This is a genomic window from Microbacterium sp. NPDC096154 (assembly GCF_040302945.1).
GTDB lineage: Bacteria > Actinomycetota > Actinomycetes > Actinomycetales > Microbacteriaceae > Microbacterium.
The window spans coordinates 337,172-360,455 of record NZ_JBEOSM010000004.1 but is presented as its reverse complement, the minus strand read 5'-3'; the positions used below and the strand labels follow the sequence as shown (position 1 = coordinate 360,455).

Annotated in this window: 22 protein-coding genes; 8 read left to right on the top strand and 14 right to left on the bottom strand. The window is 71.7% G+C overall.

Annotated features, from left to right (window positions below):
* Positions 1-124: 124 nt before the first annotated feature.
* The 3 genes from ABTW64_RS08255 (at position 125) to ABTW64_RS08245 (ending at position 3,390) form a co-directional block, all read left to right on the top strand.
* Entirely contained in the window at positions 125-1,483 is a 1,359-nt protein-coding gene (locus tag ABTW64_RS08255; RefSeq protein WP_350621173.1) for an O-acetylhomoserine aminocarboxypropyltransferase/cysteine synthase family protein, read from the top strand.
* A gap of 378 nt (positions 1,484-1,861) precedes the next feature.
* Complete coding sequence (locus tag ABTW64_RS08250) at positions 1,862-2,824, top strand: ATP-grasp domain-containing protein (protein ID WP_350621171.1); 963 nt, start codon at positions 1,862-1,864, stop codon at positions 2,822-2,824.
* Complete coding sequence (locus tag ABTW64_RS08245; RefSeq protein ID WP_350621169.1) at positions 2,821-3,390, top strand: flavin reductase family protein; 570 nt, start codon at positions 2,821-2,823, stop codon at positions 3,388-3,390. The genes ABTW64_RS08250 and ABTW64_RS08245 overlap by 4 nt, the downstream gene beginning before the upstream one ends.
* Positions 3,391-3,509: 119 nt before the next feature.
* Here ABTW64_RS08245 and ABTW64_RS08240 read toward each other — a convergent pair whose 3' ends face one another.
* The 4 genes from ABTW64_RS08240 to pdhA all read right to left on the bottom strand — a co-directional run bounded on the left by ABTW64_RS08240 (position 3,510) and on the right by pdhA (position 8,707).
* Entirely contained in the window at positions 3,510-5,042 is a 1,533-nt protein-coding gene (locus ABTW64_RS08240; protein ID WP_350621168.1) for an amino acid permease, read from the bottom strand.
* Positions 5,043-5,220: 178 nt separating this feature from the next.
* The gene (locus ABTW64_RS08235) at positions 5,221-6,597 is read right to left on the bottom strand and encodes a dihydrolipoamide acetyltransferase family protein (RefSeq protein ID WP_350621167.1); all 1,377 of its coding nucleotides are present in this window, start codon (positions 6,595-6,597) and stop codon (positions 5,221-5,223) included.
* On the bottom strand, positions 6,594-7,622 hold the full coding sequence (locus tag ABTW64_RS08230) for an alpha-ketoacid dehydrogenase subunit beta (RefSeq protein ID WP_350621197.1): 1,029 nt from the start codon (positions 7,620-7,622) through the stop codon (positions 6,594-6,596). Before ABTW64_RS08230 ends, ABTW64_RS08235 begins: the two co-directional genes overlap by 4 nt.
* 2 nt (positions 7,623-7,624) lie before the next feature.
* A complete protein-coding gene (pdhA, locus tag ABTW64_RS08225) occupies positions 7,625-8,707 on the bottom strand; it encodes a pyruvate dehydrogenase (acetyl-transferring) E1 component subunit alpha (protein ID WP_350621165.1) in 1,083 nt (360 codons plus the stop codon).
* 196 nt (positions 8,708-8,903) lie between these two features.
* On the opposite strand from pdhA, the gene ABTW64_RS08220 reads away from it, so the two are divergent.
* Positions 8,904-9,347: an Lrp/AsnC family transcriptional regulator gene (locus ABTW64_RS08220; protein WP_350621163.1), complete on the top strand. Its 444-nt coding sequence runs from the start codon at positions 8,904-8,906 to the stop codon at positions 9,345-9,347.
* Between the two features lie 19 nt (positions 9,348-9,366).
* Here ABTW64_RS08220 and ABTW64_RS08215 read toward each other — a convergent pair whose 3' ends face one another.
* Positions 9,367-9,615, bottom strand: coding sequence for a DUF4287 domain-containing protein (locus ABTW64_RS08215; RefSeq protein ID WP_350621161.1), 249 nt, complete (start codon positions 9,613-9,615; stop codon positions 9,367-9,369).
* 73 nt (positions 9,616-9,688) lie between these two features.
* On the opposite strand from ABTW64_RS08215, the gene ABTW64_RS08210 reads away from it, so the two are divergent.
* A complete protein-coding gene (locus tag ABTW64_RS08210) occupies positions 9,689-10,837 on the top strand; it encodes a type III PLP-dependent enzyme domain-containing protein (RefSeq protein WP_350621159.1) in 1,149 nt (382 codons plus the stop codon).
* Positions 10,834-12,138 (top strand): D-arabinono-1,4-lactone oxidase, encoded by a 1,305-nt coding sequence (locus tag ABTW64_RS08205; RefSeq protein WP_350621157.1) that lies wholly within the window; start codon positions 10,834-10,836, stop codon positions 12,136-12,138. Before ABTW64_RS08210 ends, ABTW64_RS08205 begins: the two co-directional genes overlap by 4 nt.
* A gap of 50 nt (positions 12,139-12,188) precedes the next feature.
* On the opposite strand, the gene ABTW64_RS08200 is transcribed toward ABTW64_RS08205, so the two are convergent.
* The gene (locus ABTW64_RS08200; protein ID WP_350621155.1) at positions 12,189-13,136 is read right to left on the bottom strand and encodes a LysR family transcriptional regulator; all 948 of its coding nucleotides are present in this window, start codon (positions 13,134-13,136) and stop codon (positions 12,189-12,191) included.
* A 123-nt stretch (positions 13,137-13,259) separates the two neighbouring features.
* Between ABTW64_RS08200 and ABTW64_RS08195 the strand changes: the two genes are divergently transcribed.
* Together ABTW64_RS08195 and ABTW64_RS08190 are read left to right on the top strand one after the other, a co-directional pair.
* Positions 13,260-14,255: a putative oxygenase MesX gene (locus ABTW64_RS08195; RefSeq protein ID WP_350621153.1), complete on the top strand. Its 996-nt coding sequence runs from the start codon at positions 13,260-13,262 to the stop codon at positions 14,253-14,255.
* Positions 14,256-14,275: 20 nt separating this feature from the next.
* Positions 14,276-15,313, top strand: a complete 1,038-nt coding sequence (locus ABTW64_RS08190) for a methionine synthase (protein ID WP_350621151.1) — start codon at positions 14,276-14,278, stop codon at positions 15,311-15,313.
* Positions 15,314-15,348: 35 nt separating this feature from the next.
* On the opposite strand, the gene ABTW64_RS08185 is transcribed toward ABTW64_RS08190, so the two are convergent.
* The 8 genes from ABTW64_RS08185 to glnT are packed head-to-tail and all read right to left on the bottom strand — an operon-like array spanning position 15,349 to position 23,253.
* A complete protein-coding gene (locus tag ABTW64_RS08185; protein WP_350621149.1) occupies positions 15,349-15,933 on the bottom strand; it encodes a helix-turn-helix domain-containing protein in 585 nt (194 codons plus the stop codon).
* Positions 15,934-15,940: 7 nt separating this feature from the next.
* The gene (locus tag ABTW64_RS08180) at positions 15,941-17,152 is read right to left on the bottom strand and encodes an allantoate amidohydrolase (RefSeq protein ID WP_350621147.1); all 1,212 of its coding nucleotides are present in this window, start codon (positions 17,150-17,152) and stop codon (positions 15,941-15,943) included.
* A complete protein-coding gene (locus ABTW64_RS08175; RefSeq protein ID WP_350621145.1) occupies positions 17,149-18,291 on the bottom strand; it encodes an FAD-dependent oxidoreductase in 1,143 nt (380 codons plus the stop codon). The genes ABTW64_RS08180 and ABTW64_RS08175 overlap by 4 nt, the downstream gene beginning before the upstream one ends.
* 35 nt (positions 18,292-18,326) lie before the next feature.
* On the bottom strand, positions 18,327-18,908 hold the full coding sequence (locus tag ABTW64_RS08170; protein ID WP_350621143.1) for a HutD/Ves family protein: 582 nt from the start codon (positions 18,906-18,908) through the stop codon (positions 18,327-18,329).
* Complete coding sequence (locus tag ABTW64_RS08165; protein ID WP_350621141.1) at positions 18,905-20,230, bottom strand: FMN-binding glutamate synthase family protein; 1,326 nt, start codon at positions 20,228-20,230, stop codon at positions 18,905-18,907. Before ABTW64_RS08165 ends, ABTW64_RS08170 begins: the two co-directional genes overlap by 4 nt.
* A gap of 18 nt (positions 20,231-20,248) precedes the next feature.
* Positions 20,249-20,950, bottom strand: a complete 702-nt coding sequence (locus tag ABTW64_RS08160; RefSeq protein ID WP_350621139.1) for a GltB/FmdC/FwdC-like GXGXG domain-containing protein — start codon at positions 20,948-20,950, stop codon at positions 20,249-20,251.
* Positions 20,947-21,879: a class II glutamine amidotransferase domain-containing protein gene (locus tag ABTW64_RS08155; protein WP_350621137.1), complete on the bottom strand. Its 933-nt coding sequence runs from the start codon at positions 21,877-21,879 to the stop codon at positions 20,947-20,949. Before ABTW64_RS08155 ends, ABTW64_RS08160 begins: the two co-directional genes overlap by 4 nt.
* Positions 21,880-21,906: 27 nt before the next feature.
* Entirely contained in the window at positions 21,907-23,253 is a 1,347-nt protein-coding gene (gene glnT, locus ABTW64_RS08150; RefSeq protein WP_350621135.1) for a type III glutamate--ammonia ligase, read from the bottom strand.
* Positions 23,254-23,284 lie beyond the last annotated feature (31 nt).

Sequence of the window (23,284 nt, the reverse complement as noted above, 5' to 3'; positions counted from 1 at the left end):
GCGGACGGGATGCCCCCAGTCTAGGCGTGGGCGGCTGAGCGACTGCCGGGGTCGGGCGGCTCGCGCGTTCCGCTGTGTGACGCCGGATGCGGCCCGAGCAGGTGGATCGGAATATCTTGGGGGCGTGACCACCCCCTCCGAGCCCTCCCCCGCGCCGGCGCACCGCATCGCGCCGCCCAATGACGACTGGAGCGGCTACGGCTTCGACACGCGCCAGGTGCACGTCGGCGAGAGCGACGCGCACGGCTACAACGCACGCCTCACGCCCATCTATCTGACGGCCGGATACCGCTTCGACTCGTTCCAGCAGGGCTGGGACCGCTTCAGCGGCGAGGAGCCGGGTCAGATCTACTCGCGCAACCTCAACCCCACGCACCTCGTCGCCGAACAGCGCATCGCGTCGCTCGAGGGCGGCGCGGGCGCGATCCTGGTCGGCTCCGGGCAGGCGGCCATCACGACCGCGCTGCTCGGCCTGGTGGGCGCCGGCGAGCACGTCGTGTCGACCGCGAGCATCTACGGCGGCACGCAGACGATCTTCCAGCGCACGTTCTCACGCCTCGGCATCGAGGTCGACTACGTGTGGGACTGGGCGGATGAGGGCGAGTGGGATGCGGCGATCCGGCCCGAGACCAAGGTGATCTTCACCGAGCCCATCCCGAACCCGCGCAACGACCTCATCGACATCGCCGCGGTCGCGCGCGTGGCCCGCCGGCACGGCATCCCCCTGATGGTCGACAACACGCTGGCGTCGCCGTACCTGACGCGGCCGATCGAGGACGGCGCCAACGTGGTCGTCCACTCGTCGACCAAGTTCCTGACGGGACACGGCGCTGCGCTGTCGGGTGCCATCGTGGACGGCGGCAACTTCGACTGGGCGGCGTCCTCGCGCTCGTACCCGGGCATCACCGAGCCGCCAGCGGCCGGCGGCCCGTCGCTGCTCGAGCGGTACGGCGACCGCGCGCTCGAGGTCTACCTGCGGCAGGGCGTCGTGAACGACATGGGGCCTGCGCTGTCGCCGATCACCTCGTTCCTGCTGCAGCAGGGCATCGAGACGCTGTCGCTGCGCGTGGAGCGCCACTGCGACAACGCGCGCACCCTCGCGTTCTGGCTCGACGAGCAGCCCGAGGTCGGCCGGGTGGACTACGCGGGCCTCCCGAGCAGCCCGCACCACGACCTGGCCCAGCGCATCTACGGCGGGCGACCGGGGTCGGTCTTCTCGTTCAGCCTCGCCGGAGGGCGCGCCGCTGCCGAGGTCTTCTACGACGCGCTGCGCGTGTTCAGCCGGATGACGCACCTCGGCGACACCCGATCGATGGCACTGCATGTGGCGACCACGACGCACGTGGGCTTCACTCCGGAGCACCGTGATCGCCTCGGGATCGACGACGGCCTCATCCGCCTCTCGGTCGGCATCGAGACGGTGGATGATCTCATCGCCGACCTGCGCCAGGCCCTCGACGCGGTCCGCGACGCCGGCCTCTGACCCCTTCCGGTCAGGAAGCGACCCCAGACGACTCGGCGTGCCCTGACCACCATCGCGGGGGATGTGCGCGCCGAGGCGCCGCGCCGGCCCCACCCCGCGCGCGCGAAGCGAGGGTTGACCGAAGCGAACAACCCACCTGTCCGCTCCACCCCCGTGCGAGCGAAGCGAGCGTTGAGCGAAGCGAACCCGCAGCGCGAAGCGCTGCCGCGCTGGAGCGAAGCGACAGCGCCTCGCGCGCGGAGGGCCCGCGAAGCGGCGCCCGAACGCGTGCGAGACGCGCGCGAAGCGCGCCGTGAGAACGCGCGCAGCGCGCTACGAGGCTGCAACGGATCGTCATGCGCGACCCCTCTGCGGTCGGGGGCGGGCGAGACTGGAGGCATGACGACGCCGAAGGTCTATGCCATCCACGAGAATCCCGAGTGGTTCCCGCCGTTCGCCGCGGCCTTCGCGGCCGAGGACGTGCCGGTCGAGGAATGGCTGCTGACGGAGGGCTCGATCGATCTGTCGTCCGAGCCGCCGCAGGGCGTGTTCTGGTCGCGCCTGTCGGCGTCGGCGCACACGCGCGACCACGCGGCGTCGAAGGAGTACGGCCGCGCCGTGCTGCGCTGGCTCGAGTCGTGGGGCCGCACGGTGGTGAACGGCAGCGCCGTGCTCGAGCTCGAGGTCAGCAAGGTCGCCCAGCACGCCGCCCTGCGTGCGGTGGGCGTGGACGTGCCTCAGACGGTCGCGGTCTTCGGCACCGCCGACCTCAAGAGGCGCGCGCGCGAGTTCTCGGCGCCGTTCATCAGCAAGCACAATCAGGGCGGCAAGGGTCTGGGGGTGCGGCGCTGGGACGCGCACGACGACTTCGACGCGTGGGTCGACGGGCCCGACTTCGAGCCGTCGCCCGACGGCATCACGCTCATCCAGGAGTACCTGTGGACGCGCGAGCCGTTCGTGACGCGCGCCGAGTACGTGGGGGGCGAGTTCGTGTACGCGGTGCGGGTCGACACGAGCGCCGGCAGCTTCGAGCTGTGCCCCGCCGACGCGTGCGCGGTCGACGGCGAGGCGGGCGAACCGGCTCCGCCGCTCTTCGCACTGCGTGACGAGATCGCGGCGGAGCACCCGCTCATCGCACAGCACCTGGCGTTCCTCGAGGCGGCGGGCATCCGGATCGGCGGCATCGAGTTCGCCGAGACACTCGACGGGCGTCTGGTCACCTACGACGTGAACACCAACACCAACTACAACCCCGACGTCGAACGGATCGCGCGCCGATCCGGCCCGCGTCAGATCGCGCGCCACCTCGGCGGGCTGCTGGCCGCCCAGACGGCGACCGCGGAGACGGCGGTGCGCGCATGAGCGAGGCGAAGGTGGAGCACGTGGGCGAGGACCGCCACGCCGGCGAGGTGATCACGACGCCCGGCACGCTCGACGCCGAAGGCTTCAAGGCGCTGTTCCGCGGGCACCCCGGCGGCGTCGCCGTGATCACCGCCGAAGGGCCCGACGGCCCGGTCGCGCTGACGGCGACCTCCGTCGCATCGGTCAGCGTCGAGCCTCCCATGCTGATCTTCTCGGTCTCGACCCTGTCGTCGGCCGCCCCGGCCATCCTGTCGGCGGACACGATCGTGGTGCACCTGCTCGACGCCGCAGATCTGCCGCTGGCGAAGCTGGCGTCGACGAGCGGCGTCGACCGGTTCGCCAACACGTCGACGTGGACACGCCTGACCACCGGCGAGCCGCTGTTCCCCGGCGTGCGGGCCTGGACCCGCTGCGCGATCGTCAGCCGGCTCGAGGCCGGCGGATCGACCGTGATCGTCGCGCACGCCCTGCAGGGCGAGACCAACCGCGGCCCCGAAGGCGACGAGCCGCTCGTCTATCACAACCGCACGTGGCACAAGCTCGGCGAGCCGTCGCGGATCTCGTAGCGCGCGTTCCTGAAGCGCGCTTCGCCCCATCGCGGCAGCGCCTCGCTCGCGCCGGCGTGAGCGGTCGGTCCGGGGAGGCAGGGCCCCGCATCCGGCGACGCGCGAGGCCCCGCTCCGGGTCAGAGAGGCAGCGTCGGGACCGTTCCCGTGTAGCCCTCCCGGGCCGCGGCGGCCGCCATGATGCGCTTGCGGGTGGCGAACCATCCGGCGATCAGCAGGGGGATGAACACGATCAGCGAGGCCAGCACCCACCGGCCGGTCTCCGAGAAGCCCATCGTGACGAGCACGAACGCCAGGAACGCCAGCGTAAGGTACGACGTGAACGGCGCCCCGAACAGCCGGAACGACGGGCGCTGAGTGAGGCCCTGCCGCGACCAGCGCACGAACCTGATGTGACACAGCATGATCGTGCTCCAGCCGCCCACGATGCCGAGGGCCGAGACCTCGAGCACGATCTCGAACGCCTGCGACGGCCACAGCGCGTTGATGCCGACGCCCGCCAGCGTGACGGCCGCCGTCAGCAGGATGCCGCCGTACGGCACGCCCGAACGGCTCATGCGCGCCGTGAACGTCGGCGCCGACCCGTTCACCGACATCGACCGCAGGATGCGACCGGTCGAGTACAGCCCCGCGTTGAGGCTCGACAGGGCCGCCGTGAGCACGACGAAGTTCATCACCGAACCGGCGATCGCGCCGACCTCGGGCGATCCGATGCTCGAGAAGAACGTCACGAACGGCGACTGGCCGGCCTGGTACGACGAGAACGGCATCAGCAGCGACAGCAGCAGCACCGACCCGACATAGAAGACCGCGATGCGCAGCACGACCGTGTTGATCGCCCGCGGCATGACCTTGGCCGGCTCGGCGGTCTCGCCCGCGGCGGTGCCGACCAGCTCGATCGCGGCGTACGCGAACACGACGCCCGAGATGGCGAGCATGGGGGCCACAGCGCCCATCGGGAACACGCCGCCGTTGTCGGCGATCACCGAGAAGCCGGTGGCCCCGGCCTCGGTCACGCCGCCGAAGATCAGGAAGCACGTGCCGAAGATCAGGAACAGCACCAGCGCGCCGACCTTGATGGCCGAGAACCAGAACTCCATCTCGCCGAACACCCGCACGGACACGAGGTTGAGCGCCAGCACCACCACCAGCGCGATGAGCGCGACCAGCCACTGCGGGATCTCCGCCAGCACGGGCACGTACTGACCCCAGAACTTCACGTACAGCGCGGCGGCGGTCACATCGACGATCGCGGTCATCGCCCAGTTCACGACGTACATCCATCCGGAGGCGAAGGCCAGCTTCTCGCCGTAGAACTCACGCGCGTACGAGACGAACGACCCGGATGACGGGCGGTGCAGCACCAGCTCGCCGAGGGCCCGCAGGATGAGGAACGCGAAGAAGCCGCAGACCGCGTAGACCAGGATGAGCGACGGCCCCGAGCTCTCGAGGCGGCCGCCCGCCCCCATGAACAGGCCGGTGCCGATGGCGCCGCCGATCGCGATCATCTGGATCTGCCGGGGCCGCAGGGTCTTGTGGTAGCCGGCGTCCTCTCCCGTGAAGTCCTGGGCGGCCATGATGCGGTCGCCGGTGAGCTCGCGGTCGGACTCCAGCGCGTCCGCCGGATCGCGGCGGGGTGTCGCTTGGGCCATGGGGGTCTCCTCTCGAGGAGGACGGGTGGGGCTCGTCCTCCGGACACAAACCCCGAAAGCCTTACCCGGTCAGTTGCACGGCTTCTTCGAGTCCCCTGGCAACGCGAGTGTCGACTTGCGCTTCATCGATCAGAGCGATATCCCGGTCTGCGTCCGGTCGCGTCGATCCCTCGATCGCCTACAGCGGGCCGTACAGCGACAGCGGCGATTCGATCGCGTCGACCACCTGGCGCAGGAAGCGGGCGGCGTAGCCGCCGTCGCACACCCGGTGGTCGAACACGAGCGACAGCTGCGCGATGCGCCGGGGCTGCATCACCCCGTCGACCACCCATGGCTTCTCGATCACGCGACCGACACCGAGGATGGCGACCTCGGGGTGGTTGATGATGGCCGCCGAGCCGTCGACGCCGAACGCGCCGTAGTTGTTGAGCGTGAACGTGGAGCCGGTCAGGCGCTCGGGCGGCAGTTTGCCTGCTCGCGCCTCCTCCGCCGTCGCCCGCAGCGCCGTGTCGAGCTCGGCCACCGGCTTGCGGTCGGCGTGCGGCAGCACGGGCACCATGAGGCCGCGCGGGGTGTCGGTCGCGACGCCGAGGTTCACGCCGTCGAACGTCAGGATGTCGTCGCCGTCGAGCCGGCCCGCCAGCAGCGGATGGTCCTGCAGCGCCAGCAGCACGAAGCGCGCGAGGAGCGCCGTGAACGACGGCGGCCGCTCCCCCGGCGCCGCCATGGCGGGCCGCAGGTTCCACAGCTCGGTCGCATCGACGTCGACCCACACGGTGGCCTCGGGGATCTCCGATCGGCTGCGCGAGAACGCCGCCGACGCCGTGCGGCGCAGCATCGACATCCGCTCGCGCGACGCGATCTGGAGCCCCGGAACCGGAGGGGCTTCCGCGGGAGCGCCCTGTGCGGGAGCGCCCTGTGCGGGAGCGCCCTGGGCCGGGAGCGCCGTGACGGAGGGCTCGACGGCATTCGCCGCGCGCAGCACATCCGCGCGCGTCACCGCGCCGTCCGCTCCCGTGGGCACGATGGACGAGAGGTCGATGCCGAGGTCGCGCGCCAGGCGCCGCACCAGCGGCGAACGCACCGCCTGCTTCGTCGTCGGCGCTCCCTCCGCCGGCCGGGGACGAGGCGCGGGGCTGCTCTCGCGCCGGGGGCGACGGCGGCGCGAGGTCGCGCGGTGCTCGGTCGTGCCGTAGCCGATCAGGACATTGCCCGATCCGGCGCGCTCCTCGGCGCGGTGGGCCTCGATCTCGACGTCCTGCGGGGTGGCCTCGCGAGGCTCGGAGTCCCCCTCCGGTCGCGGCGCTCCGGCAGCCACCTCGAGCACCGGCTCGCCGACGGACAGGGCTGTGCCCGGCTCGCCGTGCAGGGCCACGACCGTGCCGGCGAAGGGCGACGGCAGCTCGACGACGCTCTTGGCGGTCTCGACCTCGGCGATCGCCTGGTCGACGCGCACCTCGTCGCCGACGTTCACCAGCCATTGCACGAGCTCGGCCTCCGTGAGGCCCTCGCCGAGGTCCGGCAGCCGGAACACCTGTGTCGTCGCGGTCGTCATGACTCGTCCCAGTTCAGCGTGTCGATCGCGTCCAGCACGCGGTCGACGTCGGGCAGGTGGAAGCGCTCGAGCTTCGGCGGGGCGTACGGGATGTCGAACCCCGTCACGCGGCGCACCGGCGCCTCGAGGTATTCGAAGCAGTGCTCTCCGATGCGGGCCGCGAGCTCCGATGCCACGCTGGCGAAGCCCGGCGCCTCGGCGACCACGACGGCACGGCCGGTGGAGCGCACCGCCGTGAACAGCGTCTCGTCGTCACACGGCGTGATGGTGCGCAGATCGACCACCTGCACGCTGCGGCCCTCCTGCGCGGCGACCTCCGCGGCGTCCAGCGCGACGCCGACCGAGTTGCCGTACGCGATGAGCGTCGCGTCGCTGCCGGGCCGCGCGACACGTGCGTGACCGATGGCTGCGGGCACGGTCACGTCGACCGGGGCCTTCGACCAGTAGAGCTTCTTCGGCTCGAGGAAGATCACGGGATCCGGATGCTCGATGGCCGCGCGCAGCAGGCTGTAGGCATCCTGCGGCGTGGCGGGGCACACCACCGTCAGACCCGGCGTGTGCGCGTAGTAGGCCTCGGACGAGTCGCAGTGGTGCTCGACGCCGCCGATGCCACCGCCGGTGGGGATGCGGATGACCATGGGCAGGCGCACGGCCCCGCGCGTGCGATTGGCCATCTTCGCGACGTGGCTCACGATCTGCTCGAACGCGGGGAACGCGAACGCGTCGAACTGCATCTCGACGACCGGGCGCATCCCGTTCATCGCCATGCCCACCGCCGTGCCGACGATGCCCGACTCGGCGAGCGGGGTGTCGAAGCACCGATCCTCGCCGAAGCGCGCCGCCAGCCCGTCGGTGACACGGAAGACGCCCCCGAGCGTGCCGACGTCCTCGCCGAACACCAGCACCGACGGGTCGGCCTCCATGGCGTCGGCCAGCGCGCGGTTGATCGCGGCCGCCATCGTGAGCACCGGGGCATCCTGCGCCGTCTCGGTGCCGGATGCGGCGGGTCGGGTCTCGTCGATCATCGTCACTTCGCGGCCTCCTCACGCGCGAGCTCGTCCTGCAGCGACTCCCCCTGCGCGCGCAGCTGCGGCGTGGGCTCGGCGTGGACGAAGCGGAACAGGTCTTCGGGGTCGGGCCGCACGTCGCGATTCATGGCGTCGCGCAGCGCTGCGGCGGTCTGCTCGGCCTCCTCGGCGAAGCGAGCCTCGGTCTGCTCGTCGAGCACGCCCGTGCCGGCGAGATGCGCACGCATCCGGATGAGCGGATCGCGCTCGACCCATGCCTGCACCTCGGCGCGCTCGCGGTAGCGGGTGTCGTCGTCGGCGTTCGTGTGCGCCTGCATCCGGTAGGTGTGCGCCTCGATCAGCGCGGGGCCGCCGCCCTCGCGCGCGTTCTCGACCGCGTCGCCGAGCACCGCCAGCAGCGCCGCGACGTCGTTGCCGTCTACGCGCTGCCCGGGCATGCCGTAGCCGATCGCCTTGTGCGCGAGCGACGGCGCGGCGGTCTGCCGCGACAGCGGCACCGAGATGGCGAACTCGTTGTTCTGCACGAAGAAGACCACCGGCAGGTGGAACACGGCGGCGAAGTTGAGCGCCTCGTGGAAGTCGCCCTCGCTCGTGGCGCCGTCGCCGCACATCGCCATCACGACGGTGCGCTCGCCCTTGAGCTTGGCCGCGTGCGCCAGACCCACCGCGTGCAGCAGCTGCGTCGCCAGCGGCGTGGCCTGCGGCGCCACCCGGTACCGCTGCGGGTCATAGCCCCCGTGCCAGTCGCCGCGCAGCAGCACCAACGCCTCCTCGGGCTCGACCCCGCGCGTGATCACCGACACCGAGTCGCGGTAGGTCGGGAACAGCCAGTCGTCGTCGCGGAGCGCCAGCGCCGCGGCGACCTGGCACGCCTCCTGGCCGTGCGACGACGGATACACCGCCAGGCGCCCCTGCCGCACGAGCGCGTTGGCCTGCTCGTTGATGCGGCGGCCGCGCACGAGCGCGCGGTAGGCGTCGAGCAGGCGCTCGGTGGCCGGGGTGGGATAGCGGTCGTCGGCGCTCAGCCGGCCGGTCTCGTCGATGAGCCGCACCGGATGCTCGCGGGGCAGGAGGTCGTCCATGCGATCGGTCTCGCTTCGTCGCTCGGTCTGGTCGTGGCGCGACCAGCTCCACGTCGTCGTGGATGGAAACAGGATGGAGCGATCGGGATCAATACGTCTGCCCCTGTCCATAAAATCGAGACGAATCGTCCAAGGACAGGTACGTTGTGAGCAGTTCGTCCGGAAGCCCCCGGAGGTTCGGCGCAGGAGGTGTCCCATGGAGCTGGATCAGACGGATCGCGCGATCCTCGCGGCGCTGCGGCGCGATGGACGCGCATCGATCAGCGACATCGCCGCGAAGGTGAAGGTCTCTCGCGCCAGCGCCTACGCCCGCGTGAAGAAGATGGAGGACACCGGCGTCATCCGGGGGTTCACGGTGCGCACCGATCCGGTGCTCGAGGGTCTGCACGCCAGCGCCTACGTCGGGCTCAACGTCGAGCAGGCCGACTGGCAGGACCTGCGCGAGCGGCTCACGCGCATTCCCGAGGTGCACCACGCGGCGCTGCTGGGCGGCGACTTCGACGTGCTGCTGCTCGTGCGAGCCCGCGACAGCCGCGACCTGCGCCGCGTCGTGCTCGAGGAGCTGCAGGCCATCCCCGCCGTGCGCTCGACCCGCACATTCATCGTGTTCGAGGACATCCCCACCATCGCCGACGCGTGACGGGCCGTCTCGATGGCGGCTACTTCGCCAGGGCGGCCTTCACGTAGGCGACGATCGCATTCGCGTGGCCGTGGCCGAGGCCGTGCTCGTCCTTGAGCCAGGCGACGACCTCCATGTGCGCGCGACCGTCGAGCCTGTCGGCCACGAGATCGAGCCACTCCTGGATGGGCCGCCCGTATGTCTTCTCGATGCTCGGGAAGTACGACACCGGTCCCTTGACCTTCTCGCCCTCGCGGATGACCGGGGCGACGACTCTGCGCTCTGCCATGCCGCCAGGGTAGTGACGCCTCCGGGGCGGCGCGCGCTTGCACGCGACGCGGGCGTCACGGGATGGTGAGGAGATGACCCCCGCACAGCTGCTCGCCGTCACCGCGCACCTGCCGGCGCCGCTCGCGGTCATCGACGCCGAGCGTCTGCGCGACAACGCCGACCAGCTCGTCGCCCGCGCGGCGGGCACTCCGCTGCGCCTGGCCACGAAGTCGGTGCGGGTGCGCGCGATCATCGAGCAGGTGCTCGCCCGGCCGGGATGGGCCGGGGTCATGACCTACTCGCTGGCGGAGTCGCTGTGGCTCAGCACGCACGGCGTGCGGGACATCCTGCTCGCGTACCCCACCGTCGACCGCGCCGCGCTGGCGGAGCTGGCGGCGAGCGCCGAGCACCGGGCGAACATCACGCTCATGGTGGACGCGACCGCCCACCTCGAGCTCGTCGCCGCGGCACGACCCACCGGCGACGTGCGGGTGTGCCTGGATGTCGACGCGTCGCTGCGCATCGGGCGCGCACACCTGGGCGTGCGCCGGTCGCCCCTGCGGACGACGACCGAGGTCGTCCGGATGGCCCGAGAGATCGCCGTGCGCGAGGGCTTCGTGCTCGACGGCCTGATGTTCTACGACGCGCAGATCGCGGGGCTGCCCGACACATCGCCCGCCGTGCGGATGGTCAAGCGCCGCTCCGATGCCGAGCTGCGGCGGCGTCGCGCCGAGATCGTCGCGGCCGTGAACGAGGTCGCACCTCTGCGGTTCGTGAACGCCGGCGGCACCGGCAGCCTCGAGCGCACGGGCGCCGACCCGGTGGTCACAGAGCTCACCGCCGGCTCGGGACTGTTCGCCCCGGCGCTGTTCGACCGCTACGACGCGTTCGAGGCGCATCCGGCGGCCTTCTTCGCGCTCGATGTCGTGCGCAAGCCCGCCCCGGCCATCGCGACGTGCTTCAGCGGCGGCTTTGTCGCATCCGGCCCGCCGGGCGCGAGCCGGCAGCCGCGGCCCGTGTGGCCGAGCGGGCTGCGGCTGCGGGGCTCTGAGGGCGCGGGCGAGGTGCAGACCCCGGTCCGCGGGCGCGGGGCTCGGCGGCTGCGTGCCGGCGATCGCGTTCTGTTCCGGCATGCCAAGGCGGGTGAGATGTGCGAGCGGTTCGACACCGTGGCGCTGGTCGAGGCCGGCGCGGCGCGCACGGCGCTCACCTACCGCGGAGAGGGACGGGACTTCGGGTGAAGACGAGCGGGGCCGAGTGGCGCAACTGGGGTCGCAACCAGAGGGCGCATCCGGCGCGAGTGGTGCGTCCGCGCAGCACGGACGAGGTGGTGGCGCTCGTGCGCGCGGCGCAGGCGTCCGGACAGCGCATCAAACCGGTGGGCGCGGGCCATTCGTTCACGGGCATCGCCGTGACCGACGGCGTGCAGCTCGACCTTCGGGCGATGGACCGCCTGCTCGGCTGCGACGAGGCCTCGGGCCGCGTGCGCGTGCAGGCCGGCGTCTCGCTGCGTGCGCTCAACCCGCAGCTGCGGGCCCGCGGCCTGGCGCTGCCCAACATGGGAGACGTCGACCCGCAGTCGGTCGCCGGCGCCATCTCGACCGGCACGCACGGCACCGGCGCGCGGCGGCACGGCATCGCGCATGCCGTTGTCGCGCTGCAGCTCGTGACCGGGGCGGGCGAGGTGGTCGAGATCGACCGGTCGCACCCGTGGTTCGACGCGGCGCGGGTCTCGCTCGGCGCGCTCGGCGTCATCACCGAGGTGACGCTGCAGTGCGTGCCGGCCTTCCTCCTCCGCGCCCGCGAACAGCCCCTGCCGCTCCCCGAGGTGCTCGACCGCCTGCAGGAGTTCCTGGCCGACGATCACTTCGAGTTCTACTGGTTTCCGCACACCGAGGCCGCGCTCATCAAGCGCAACGCGCGCGTGCCGGATGGCACCGCCCGCCGGCCCGTCGGGCGCATCCGGCACCTGTGGGACGACGAGATCCTCAGCAACGGCGTGTTCGGAGCGGTCAACGCCGTCGGCGCGTGGCGCCCCTCCTGGATCCCGGCGATCAATCGGATCAGCGGCTCGGCCCTCGGCGCGCGCGAGTACGTCGACCATTCGTATGAGGTGTTCGTCTCGCCCCGCCGCGTGCGGTTCGTCGAGTCGGAGTTCGCGGTCCCGCGCGAAGCGCTGCCGAGCGTGATCGACGAGCTGCAGCGCTGGTTCCGCTCGAGCGGCGAGCACATCGCCTTCCCGATCGAGGTGCGCTTCGCGGCCGCCGACGACATCTGGATGTCGACGGGGCACCAGCGCGAGAACGCGTACGTGGCGGTGCATCAGTGGTTCCGGCGGCCGTTCGAGCACTACTTCGCCGCCGCGCAGGCGATCTTCGACGCGCACGAGGGCCGCCCGCACTGGGGCAAGCTGCACACCCTCGGGGCCGACCGGCTGCGCGAGCGCTACGCGCGCTTCGACGACTTCCTCGCCGTGCGCGACGCCGCAGACCCCGACCGCGTGCTGGGCAACGCCTCCCTGCGGCAGGTGCTCGGCAGCTGACGCCGCCGTGCGCCGGCGCAGCGGCGCGGGTGCGACGGCCGGGCCCAGCGCTACGGCTCGCCGAGCAATGTCACGCCGAATCCGGCGACGACGGCCCTCAGCTCCGAGAGGTAGCGGTGCGCCTGCTCGGTGAGCGGGATCGCGGAATGGCCGATCCACCCGATCTCGATGCGCTCATCGGCGTCGAGCGGGATGGCGACGATCGACGGATCGAGGTCGTCGCTGATGATGCCCGTCGAGATCGTGTAGCCGTCGAGCCCGATCATGAGATTGAAGATGGTCGCACGGTCGGAGACCCGGATCTCCTGCCTGCTCGACAGGGTGGAGAGGATCTCCTCGGCGAAGTAGAACGAGTTGTTGGCACCCTGATCGAAGGTGAGCCGCGGCAGCTCGGCGAGGTCCGCGAGCGTGACGCGATCGCGACGGGCCAACGGGTTCGTCCGGGAGATGAAGATGTGCGGCGTCGCGACGAAGAGCGGGTGGAACGCGAGCCCGGAGTCCCGCAGCAGCTTGTCGATGACCTTCCGGTTGAAGTCGTTCCGGTACAGGATGCCGAGCTCGCTGCGGAGCGTGCGCACGTCCTCGATGATGTCCCAGGTGCGCGTCTCCCGCAGCGAGAACTCGTACTCGGCCGCCCCGCTGGCCTTCACCATCCGGACGAACGCGTCGACCGCGAACGAGTAGTGCTGCGTCGACACCGCGAGCAGGCGCCGCGACGGCGGGCGTCCGAGGTAGCGCTGCTCGAGGAGCGCGACCTGCTCGACGACCTGCCGGGCATACCCGAGGAACTCCGCGCCGTCGGCGGTGAGCGTCACGCCGCGGGCAGACCGGAGGAGGAGGGAACGGCCCACTCGGGTCTCGAGGTCCTTCATCGCGGCCGACAGGGTGGGCTGGGCGACATAGAGCAGGTCGGCCGCGGCGCTGATCGACCCCTCCGCCGCGACCTCGATGAAGTACTGCAGCTGCTGCAGCGTGACGCCACTGGATCCCCGAGACATAGCTGGAGCCTATAGCCCGCCATAGCCGGTGCAAGTTACCCGATAGCCGCAGGGTGTCTGCACGATGGAGGCACCGACTTCCGCCCGGCCGACCCCGGCCGATCAGCCACCGGATGGGCCGCCATGACGAACGCGTTCACGTTCCGCATCACCACCACCCGCTTCGACGAGGACTACTCGCCTTCGGACAGCTCGCGCGTCACCACGAACTTCGCCAATCTGGCTCGCGGCGAGCACCGTCGACAGAACCTGCGCAACGCGCTGACGATGATCGACCGCCGCTGCAACGACCTGGCGCGCGGGGGGAACGCGACCGGAGATCGCTACACCGTCGAGCTCGAGATCGTCTCGGCGGCCGTGCTGTTCGCGGAGCAGAGCGAGGACCGGGAGTTCCCCCTGCTCGAGATGCTGGACATCCAGATCCTCGACCGGACGACCGGCCGGCGCCATCGCGGCATCGTGGGGAACAACTTCTCCTCCTACGTGCGCGACTACGACTTCAGCGTGCTGCTGCCGGCGCTCGGTACGGGCGGCGCCGGGCTCGCCATCCCGAACGACTTCGGCGATCTGCACGGCCGCCTGTTCCAGGAGTTCCTGGGCTCCACCGCGTACCGGGAGCGCTTCGCGATGCCGCCCGTGATCTGCATCAGCGTGTCGACCAGCAGGACGTACCGCCGCACCGGCGAGCGCCATCCCGTCCTCGGCCTGGAGTACCAGCAGGACGAGCTCTCGCTGACCGACCGGTACTTCGCGAAGATGGGGCTGCAGGCGCGCTGCTTCATGCCGCCGGGCGCCAAGGCGCCGCTCGCGTTCTACTTCGAGGGCGACCTGCTGAACGACTACTCCGACCTGCAGCTGATCGGGACGATCAGCACCATGGAGGCCTTCCAGAAGATCTACCGGCCCGAGATCTACAACGCGAACTCGGCCGCCCCGGACGTCTTCCGTCCGAACCTGGAGCAGCAGGACTTCTCCCGGACCGGGATCGACTACGACCGCGACGAGCGCAGCCGGCTCGCGGTGACGCAGGGGAAGTACGCGGAGGAGCACTTCATCACGCCCCACCGCGACGCCCTCGCGCAGTGGACGGCCGGCCACGACCTCGTACCCGTCGGATGACCAGCGGAGGATCCCCGATCATGCACACGCTCCTGCCCACCTCGATCGTCGGCAGCCTGCCCAAACCCTCGTGGCTCGCACAGCCCGAGACCCTCTGGTCTCCCTGGAGGCTTCAGGACGACGCGCTGGTCGAGGGAAAGCGCGACGCCCTGCGCGTCGCCGTCCAGGAGCAGCGCCTCGGCGGCATCGACATCGTCAGCGACGGCGAGCAGACCCGTCAGCACTTCGTCACCACGTTCATCGAGCACCTCGCCGGCGTCGACTTCGAGCGGCGTGAGACGGTGCGCATCCGTAATCGCTACGACGCGAGCGTCCCGACCGTCGTCGGTGCCGTGAGCCTCGAGGAGCCCGTGTTCGCCGACGACGCGGCGTTCCTCCGTCGGCAGACCGATCAGCCGATCAAGTGGGCGCTTCCCGGCCCGATGACGATGATCGACACGCTCGCCGACCACCACTACGGCAGCCGCGAGAAGCTCGCGTGGGAGTTCGCGACGATCCTCAACCAGGAGGCGAAGGCGCTGGAGGCGGCGGGGGTCGACATCATCCAGTTCGACGAGCCGGCGTTCAACGTCTTCTTCGACGACGTGCGCGACTGGGGCGTCGCGGCGCTGGAGCGGGCGGCGGAGGGCCTGCGGGCGGAGACCGTCGTGCACATCTGCTACGGCTACGGCATCAAGGCGAACACCGACTGGAAGGCCACCCTCGGGTCGGAGTGGCGGCAGTACGAGGAGTCGTTCCCTCTGCTGCAGCGGTCGGCCATCGACACCATCTCACTGGAGTCGCACCACTCGCACGTTCCCATTGAGCTCATCGAGCTCGTCCGCGGCAAGAAGATCATGCTCGGCGCCATCGACGTGGCGAGCGACACCATCGAGACCCCCGAGGAGGTCGCCGACACTCTCCGGAAGGCGCTGGCGTTCGTCGACGCCGACCTGCTCGTCCCGAGCACGAACTGCGGCATGGCGCCGCTGTCCCGGGACGTCGCTCGGGGGAAGCTGAGCGCGCTGAGCGCCGGAGCGGGCATCGTCCGCGCGGAGCTCGCCGCCGCGAAGCCCTGACCACGTCTCGGCGGTGCGCCGCAGGGCGCGCTCCGTCAGCGGTCGCGGATCGCGAGGAACCGGATGGGGAGCTCGCGCAGCTCCACGGGGCCGTGCGGGGCCTCCCCGTCGAGCAGCAGCGAGTCGCCGGGCTCCATCTCGTACTCGTAGCCGCCGTGGCCGTAGACCATGCGCCCCTCGAGCATGTAGAGGAACTCCGTGCCCGGGTGCTGGAACAGCGGGAAGACGTTCGAGGCGTCGGTCAGGGTGACGAGGGTCGGCTCGATGGCGTCGGGCACGTCCTTCAGCACGCCGAGCATGCGGTACTGGTGCCCGTGCTGCGTGCCGCTGCGCACGCTCACGCTGCCCTCACCCGACTTGGTGAACGAGGCCTCGCGGTCGCTGTCGGTGCCACGGAACAGCGCCGTGACCGGAACGCCGAGGCCCTCGGCCAGACGCTGCAGCGTCGTGAGGGAACACGATGTGGTGGCCGACTCGATGCGCGAGATCATCGCCTTCGACAGCCCGGTGCGGGCCGCGAGCTCGGCGGCCGACAGCCCCAACTCCGCGCGATACCGGCGCACCTGCCGGGCGATGACCGGCTCCAGCACGCCCCCGGCGTCGGTGTCTGTCACGGTCACCGGCCCATCATACGGAGCGGCTCAGCGCGCCGAGCGCATCGGCGAGCGCGACCGCGCCGAGGTCGGCATCGGCGTCGTCGACGAGCTCCTCGGGCGAGTGCGAGACCCCCGTCGGGTTGCGCACGAACAGCATCGCCGTCGGGATGCGCTCGGCGAGCACGCCCGCGTCGTGGCCCGCGCCGGTGCCCAGCTCGGGCGCGTCGGGCAGCGCGTCGCGCAGGCGCTCGCGCAGGCTGCGGTCGAAGTCGACCGTGGGGCTGAGCGACTCCTCGTGCACGGTCGCGACGCATCCCTCCGCGGCAGCGGCCGTCGCGACCGCGTCGCGCACCGACGCGATGAGCATGGCCGTGACGGCGTCGTCGGGATGGCGCGCATCGACCCAGAACGACACCCGCGAGGCGATCACGTTGGTGCCTCCGGGAACCGGCTCGATGCGCCCGACGGTCGCGCGGGCATCCGGGATCGCGCGGGCGAGGTCACGGATCTCGATCACCGCGCGCGCGGCGGCGACCATGGGGTCGCGGCGGTCGCTCATCAGCGTCGTGCCCGCGTGATTCCCCTGCCCGTCGATCGTGACGCGCCACCGCCCGTGACCGAGGATGGCAGCCCCGATCGCGACCGGCTGACCGAGGTCGACCAGCCCTCTGCCCTGCTCGACGTGCAGCTCGACGAAGCAGGCGATGTCGTCGAGAGCGGCCCGGTCCGGTCCGACAGCGCCGGGCTCGAGCCCGTCGCGCCGCAGGGCGTCGGCGAGAGTGTCGCCCTCGCGGTCGACCAGCGCCAAGGCGCGATCCGGGTCCACCGCACCCGCCATCAGCCGGGAGCCGAGGCAGGCCAGCCCGAAGCGCGAGCCCTCCTCCTCGGGGAACACCGCGATCGCGAGCGGCCGGTCCGGAGCCTCGCCGCGCGCGCGCAGGACGTCCACCGCGGCGAGCGCCGACGCGACGCCGAGCGGGCCGTCGTAGGCGCCGCCGCCGGGCACCGAGTCGAGGTGGCTGCCCGTCACGATCGCTGTGCCGCTCGCACCCGGCGGACGCCACCACGCCCACACGATGCCGTTGCGGTCGCGGTGCACGTCGAGGCCCCGCGCCTCGGCGTGACCGGTGAACCACTCGCGCAGCTCGCGGTCGGCCGGGCCGTACCCGACCCGCGCGTAGCCCCCGCGCGGGTCGGCGCCGATCGATGCGATCTCGCCGAGCATGCGCGCCACGCCGGTCACGCCGCGGCTCCCGCCGGCACGCCGGTGAGGGGACGGAAGCGCTCGGGCACCCCGCCGTCGCCCTCGACCAGACGCGCCGCGAACTCGCCCAGCAGCGGCGCGAACTTGGCGCCGTGCCCCGAGCACGGCGAGAGGATCGTGATGCCCTCGATCCGGTCGATCACGAAGTCCTCGTCGGGAGTGTTCGTGAACAGGCACGTGGTCTCGGCGTACGGCTCGGGCACCAGCCCGGGCAGGTTCGCGCGCACGTAGGCGATCACGCGCTCACGGCGCGTCTCGTCGATGCGCCGGTCATGCGCCGCGGCCGACCGGATGACGGGCCCGCCGTTGTACTCGGCGACCTTCTGGCCGCGGAAGCCCGCGTCGCGACCGCCCGGGAGGGCGTAGATCTGGATGGGCGCCGTCTTGTGGATGACGGTGGGCCATGCGTCCGCGCCGTCGCGATACGGGAAGTGGAAGGCCTGCTCCTGCCGCACCTCGAGCGCAGGGAACGCTCGGAGCGCGTCGGCTCCGACGCCCAGCGCGCCGAGCAGGTCGGGCAGCCATCCTCCTGCCGCCACGACGACCTGCGCCGCCTCGACCGCCTCGCCGTGCTCAGAGACCACGCGGTAGCCCGCTCCGGATCGCGACACCGACGCGACCGGCCAGTCGTGGCGCACCACGGCGCCGGCATCCTGCGCGCGACGCAGCATGGCCTGCACCGCCCTCTCGGCGTCGAGCACTCCCGCGTCGGCGTGCCACAGCACGGGGCCGTCGAACGCGATGCCGTCCCAGCGCGCTGAGGCCCCGTCGGCCGCCAGCAGCTCGTGCGGCACGCCCGCCTTCTCGAGCACGCGCGCGAGCCCGGCCGGGTCGCGCAGCGCGCCGTGGTCCACCGCCCCCGCATCCGAGATCAGCCGTTCGCCCGCGTCCCGCTCCAGCTCGTCCCACCCCGAGCGGGCGGCGACGACCAGCCGCGTGTACAGCTCGTCCGGGTAGGCATAGCGGAAGATGCGCGCGGAGCCGTGTGAGCTGCCCCAGGGATTGGCCGGGTACGTGCGCTCGAGCACGACCACGTCGTGGCCGCGGCGAGCGAGCTGCCACGCGGTCGCGGCACCGGCCAGACCGGCGCCGATCACGACGATGGATGTGGGGGGCATGGTTCTCCGGATGAGGTGGGGGCGGATGCCGATGGTCAGGGGACGGGCACCGGGACGACCGGCGCGGGGATGACGGTGAGGGCGGCGAGCATGCCGGCGCCCGTCAGCTCGCGTTCGTGCTCGCTCGGGAGAAGGGCGGTGCCAGGCGGGAGGGCGGTGCCTTCGTGCTCGACGGCTCCCGAGAGCACGACGACCGCCGTCGACGGCGCGGGCTCGATGCGCCGACGGCCGCGGACCGCGATGCGGTGCACGCGCGGCGCGGCCATGGCCCGCGGCGTCATGAGGTTCGCCACGCGCGCGCCCGCGCTCGTGGGGGTCGGCACGACGCGCGCCTCGCCAGCGAACGTCACGGCGTCGCCCGGCGCCAGACGCCGCACGTCGCCGTCGATCGCGAGGGTCAGCGGCTGATCGCCGAGCACGATCAGCAGCCGGTCCACCCCGGGGAAGATCGAGAAGGCCGCGGTGCCGCGGATCTCGGCGATGCTGAGCCGCCACCCCAGCCGCCGGGCCAGCACCCGCGTGACGCCACGGCCGTTGGCCCACGGCTCGGGGACGACGGAGCCGGGCGTGACGATGTCGCGCTGCGCCAGCATCGCCGCGCCCGGCTCCTCGATCACGAGCGCCCCGGGATCCAGGACGTGCCGGCCAGCGGCACGCCCGCCATCGCGGCCGACTCGACCGTGAGGGCGACGAGGTCCTCGGGCTCGAGGTTGCGCAGGTGCGACTTCCCGCACGCCCGGGCGATGGTCTGCGCCTCGAGCGTGAGCACGCGCAAGTAGTTCGCCAGGCGCCGGCCGGCCGCGATCGGGTCGAGGCGCTGGGCGAGCTCGGGATCCTGGGTGGAGATGCCGGCGGGGTCGCGGCCGTCCTGGAAGTCGTCGTAGAACCCGGCGGCCGAACCCAGCTTCGCGTACTCGTCCTGATAGCGAGGGTCGTTGTCGCCGAGCGCGATGAGCGCCGCCGTGCCGATCGCGACGGCATCGGCCCCGAGTGCCATCGCCTTGGCGACGTCGGCGCCCGTGCGGATGCCGCCGGAGACGATCAGCTGCACTCCCGTGCGGTGCACGCCGAGGTCCTGGAGGGCGGCCACCGCCGGCCCGATGGCCGCGAGCGTGGGGATGCCGACGTGCTCGATGAACACCTGCTGGGTCGCGGCCGTGCCGCCCTGCATACCGTCGACGACCACGACATCCGCCCCCGCCTTCACGGCCAGCGCCGTGTCGTAGTAGGGCCGCGAGGCGCCGACCTTGACGTAGATGGGCACGCGCCAGTCGGTGATCTCGCGCAGCTCGGCGATCTTCACCGTGAGGTCGTCGGGCCCTGTCCAGTCGGGGTGCCGGCTGGCCGAGCGCTGATCGATGCCGACCGGAAGCGTGCGCATGCCCGCGACGCGCTCGGTGATCTTCTGGCCCAGCAGCATGCCGCCGCCGCCCGGCTTCGCGCCCTGCCCGAGCACCACCTCGATCGCGTCGGCCTTGCGCAGGTCGTCCGGGTTCATGCCGTAGCGAGACGGCAGGTACTGGTACACCAGCTTGCTCGACTGCCCGCGCTCCTCGGGCGTCATGCCGCCGTCTCCGGTGGTCGTCGACGTCCCCACGGCGCTCGCGCCGCGCCCCAGGGCCTCCTTGGCGTTGGCCGACAGGGCGCCGAAGCTCATGCCGGCGATCGTGACGGGGATGTCGAGGTGCACGGGGTTCAGCGCGTGCCGCGTGCCGAGCACCACGTCGGTGCCGCACTTCTCGCGGTAGCCCTCGAGCGGATACCGCGAGACGCTGGCCCCGAGGAAGAGCAGGTCGTCGAAGTGCGGCAGCGCGCGCTTGGCGCCCCAGCCGCGGATGTCGTAGATGCCGGTGTCGGCGGCGCGCTGGATGTCGTAGATGGTCGCGCGGTCGAACGTGGCCGACTCGCGCAGGCCGCGTGCGGCGAGGTCAAGGGACATGGAAGGCTCCTCTCCGGCTCAGTACGCGCCGGCGTTGTCGACGTGGAAGTGGTACAGGGTGCGGGCCGAGCCGTAGCGGCGGAAGTCGGCGGGATCCTCGTTGCGCCCCGCACGTCGCAGCAGCTCGGCGAGCTCGGCGAGATGCTCGGCCTCCATGGGCTTCTCGATGCAGTCGGCGCCGAGCGAGGCGACCTGGCCGCGCACGTAGATGCGCGCCTCGTAGATCGAGTCGCCGAGCGCCTCCCCCGCGTCGCCGCACACCACGAGCCGGCCCGCCTGCGCCATGAACGCCGACGCGTGGCCGATGCTCCCGCCTACGACGATGTCGACGCCCTTCATCGAGATGCCGCAGCGGGCGCCGGTGTTGCCGTCGACCACGACGAGCCCGCCGTGCCCCGTGGCGCCCGTGGCCTGCGAGGCGTCTCCCGTGACGTGCACCGTGCCCGACATGATGTTCTCGGCCAGGCCGACGCCCGCGCTGCCGTGCACCGTGACCGTGCCGCGCTGGTGCATGCCCGCGAAGTAGTAGCCGACGTCGCCGTGCACCGTGACGTCGATCTCGCGGTCGATGCCGACCGCGATGTTGTGCTGTCCGGCCGGGTGCTCGACGATCCACGCGCTGCCGTCCTGCGCCTCGTGGAGCCGCTGGTTCAGGTCGCGCACAGGGCTGTCGGCGAGGTCGACCGCCGTCGCCTCGAGTACGGGTGCTGCGATGCTCATCGGATCGCTCCTTCCACGGCGGCGCCGTCGATGTTCCAGGTGTAGACGACGCCGGGCGCCGGCTCGAAGATGCGGGCATCCGCGATGCCCGGAAGGTCGGCGAGGGCGCGGTACTCGGATGCCATCGCCACCCAGTCGGGGGTCTCCGCGATGATCGCGGGCTTGCACGCGATGGGGTCGCGCACGACCGCCATGCTGTCGGCCGTGGTCACGACGAGCGTGTAGAAGCCGTCGAACTCGCGCCCGAGGTGCTCCAGAGCGGTCTTCAGGTCGTCGCCCTGCGCCATGCGCCACGCGACGAAGCGGGCACCGACCTCGGAGTCGTTCTCGCTGTCGAACTGCACGCCCTCGCGGCGCAGGCGACGGCGGATGGTGGCGTGGTTGCTGAACGATCCGTTGTGCACGAGGCAGAGATCCTCGGACACCGTGAACGGATGCGCGCCGCCGGCCGTGACCGCCGACTCGGTCGCCATCCGCGTGTGCGAGAGTCCCTGCACGCCCGAGGTGGAGCTCAGGCGATACACATCGGCGAGGTCGACCGGATGGCCCACGCCCTTCAGCACGGCGACGTGCTCGCCACGGCCGATGATGTGCGCCTCCGGAAGAGCGGCCACCACGGCCGCCTCGAGAGTCTCGGTGGTCGTGCGCGCGTTGATGAGCGTCGACTCGGCGTAGTCGGTGACCGACACATCCGCGTCCCCGGGCAGCGCGGCGGCGAGCGACGCGGCCAACTGCTCGGCGGGCATCCCCGTGTCGAGAACGGTCACCGTGGCCGTGCCCTCCGGCGTGAGCCGGTCCGATCCGTAGAGCGCGAGGCCGGCGGAGTCCGGCCCGCGATCGACGATCTCGCACAGCATGCCGTGCATCAGCCGGCCCAGGTCGCCGCGCAGCTCCGGGTTGCGGATCTGCAGTGCTGCGATGCCGCACATGTTTGTCTCCTGTCGGTTCGTCCGCGCTCAGTACGCGGTGAGGTAGTGGGTGATCTCCCAGTCGCTGACCGTGTTGTGCCAGCGCAGGAACTCGTCTTCCTTCGCGTCCGCGAAGTACTGCCCGACGCCGTGCCCGGCATCGATCGCGTCGAGCAGCGTCGCGTCCGCCCGCAGCGCCTCGACGGCGTGCAGCAGTGTGCGCGGGAGCTCCGCCGAACCGCCGCGGTGCTCGCCGGGCCCGCAGGGGTCGCCGGGATCGGCGGTGCGCTCGATGCCCTCCAGCCCCGCCAGCAGCGTGGTGGCGATCGCGAGGTATGGGTTCGCCGACCCGTCGCCCGCGCGCAGTTCGATGCGGTTGCCGTCGGGGACGCGGATGAAGTGCGTGCGGTCGTTGCCGCCGTAGGTCGCGCGCCGCGGCGACCAGGTGGCGCCCGACGCGCTCGTCGTGGCGCCGCGGCGCTTGTACGAGTTGACGCTCGGGGCGAGGAAGAGCTGCAGGCCCGCGGCGTGCTCGAGCACGCCGGCGATGAAGGCGTATGCCGTGCGCGACAGACCGAGCCCGCGCGCGTCGTCCGCCGCCGGGAACACGGGCGTCTCGTCCTGCCACAGCGACAAATGCAGGTGCAGGCCGCTGCCGGTGCGGTCGGTGAAGGGCTTCGGCATGAACGTGGCGGTCATGCCCCGCTGCTCGGCGAAGACGTTGATGAGGTAGCGCAGCGTGATCACCCGGTCCGCCGTGACGAGCGCGTCGTCGTACGAGAAGTTCTGCTCGAACTGGCCCGACGCGTCCTCGTGGTCGTTGGCGTAGTTCGCCCAGCCGAGCTGGTTCATGGCGTCGCTGACGGCGGTGAGGTGCTCGTACATGCGGGTGAGGCCGCGGGCGTCGTAGCAGGCACGCTCGCCGTCGCGCCGGTCTGCGGTCACGAGGCGCCCGTCCTCGTCCTTGTCGAGCAGGAAGTACTCGACCTCCGCGCCCACCTTGCCGCGCAGACCGCGGTCCGCGAGGCGCTGGAGGGCGCGCTTCAGGATGACGCGCGGCGCGAACGGCCAGGGCGCTCCGTTCACATGGGGATCGCAGTGCACGATCGCCAGGCCCTCGCGGATGAACGGCACGGGCGTGTACGAGTCGAGGTCGGGCACGGCGATCAGGTCGGGATCCTGGGGGCGCTGCCCCACCAGACCGGCCGCGAAGCCCGCGAAGCCGAGCTCGCCCGCCTCGAGCTCGTCGGCGGCCGAGACGGGCACCAGCTTCGCGCAGGGCTTGCCGTTCATGTCGACGAACAGGGCGAGGATGAACCTCACGCCGTCCGCCAGCGCGCGCTCCTTGAGTCCGAGCGTCGCCGTCTCTTCCGCGAAGAGGGTGGTCAGTGTCATGAGCTGTCTCCAGGGGCCGGGAGTGTTCAAC

Coding starts and splice junctions, on each gene's coding strand:
- ABTW64_RS08220 (WP_350621163.1), top strand. CDS start 8,904: ATGGAGCTGGATCAGACGGATCGCGCGATCCTCGCGGCGCTGCGGCGC.
- ABTW64_RS08245 (WP_350621169.1), top strand. CDS start 2,821: ATGAGCGAGGCGAAGGTGGAGCACGTGGGCGAGGACCGCCACGCCGGC.
- ABTW64_RS08235 (WP_350621167.1), bottom strand. CDS start 6,597: ATGACGACCGCGACGACACAGGTGTTCCGGCTGCCGGACCTCGGCGAG.
- ABTW64_RS08230 (WP_350621197.1), bottom strand. CDS start 7,622: ATGATCGACGAGACCCGACCCGCCGCATCCGGCACCGAGACGGCGCAG.
- ABTW64_RS08200 (WP_350621155.1), bottom strand. CDS start 13,136: ATGTCTCGGGGATCCAGTGGCGTCACGCTGCAGCAGCTGCAGTACTTC.
- ABTW64_RS08160 (WP_350621139.1), bottom strand. CDS start 20,950: ATGAGCATCGCAGCACCCGTACTCGAGGCGACGGCGGTCGACCTCGCC.
- ABTW64_RS08210 (WP_350621159.1), top strand. CDS start 9,689: ATGACCCCCGCACAGCTGCTCGCCGTCACCGCGCACCTGCCGGCGCCG.
- ABTW64_RS08215 (WP_350621161.1), bottom strand. CDS start 9,615: ATGGCAGAGCGCAGAGTCGTCGCCCCGGTCATCCGCGAGGGCGAGAAG.
- ABTW64_RS08240 (WP_350621168.1), bottom strand. CDS start 5,042: ATGGCCCAAGCGACACCCCGCCGCGATCCGGCGGACGCGCTGGAGTCC.
- glnT (WP_350621135.1), bottom strand. CDS start 23,253: ATGACACTGACCACCCTCTTCGCGGAAGAGACGGCGACGCTCGGACTC.
- pdhA (WP_350621165.1), bottom strand. CDS start 8,707: ATGGACGACCTCCTGCCCCGCGAGCATCCGGTGCGGCTCATCGACGAG.
- ABTW64_RS08190 (WP_350621151.1), top strand. CDS start 14,276: ATGCACACGCTCCTGCCCACCTCGATCGTCGGCAGCCTGCCCAAACCC.
- ABTW64_RS08155 (WP_350621137.1), bottom strand. CDS start 21,879: ATGTGCGGCATCGCAGCACTGCAGATCCGCAACCCGGAGCTGCGCGGC.
- ABTW64_RS08195 (WP_350621153.1), top strand. CDS start 13,260: ATGACGAACGCGTTCACGTTCCGCATCACCACCACCCGCTTCGACGAG.
- ABTW64_RS08250 (WP_350621171.1), top strand. CDS start 1,862: ATGACGACGCCGAAGGTCTATGCCATCCACGAGAATCCCGAGTGGTTC.
- ABTW64_RS08175 (WP_350621145.1), bottom strand. CDS start 18,291: ATGCCCCCCACATCCATCGTCGTGATCGGCGCCGGTCTGGCCGGTGCC.
- ABTW64_RS08165 (WP_350621141.1), bottom strand. CDS start 20,230: ATGTCCCTTGACCTCGCCGCACGCGGCCTGCGCGAGTCGGCCACGTTC.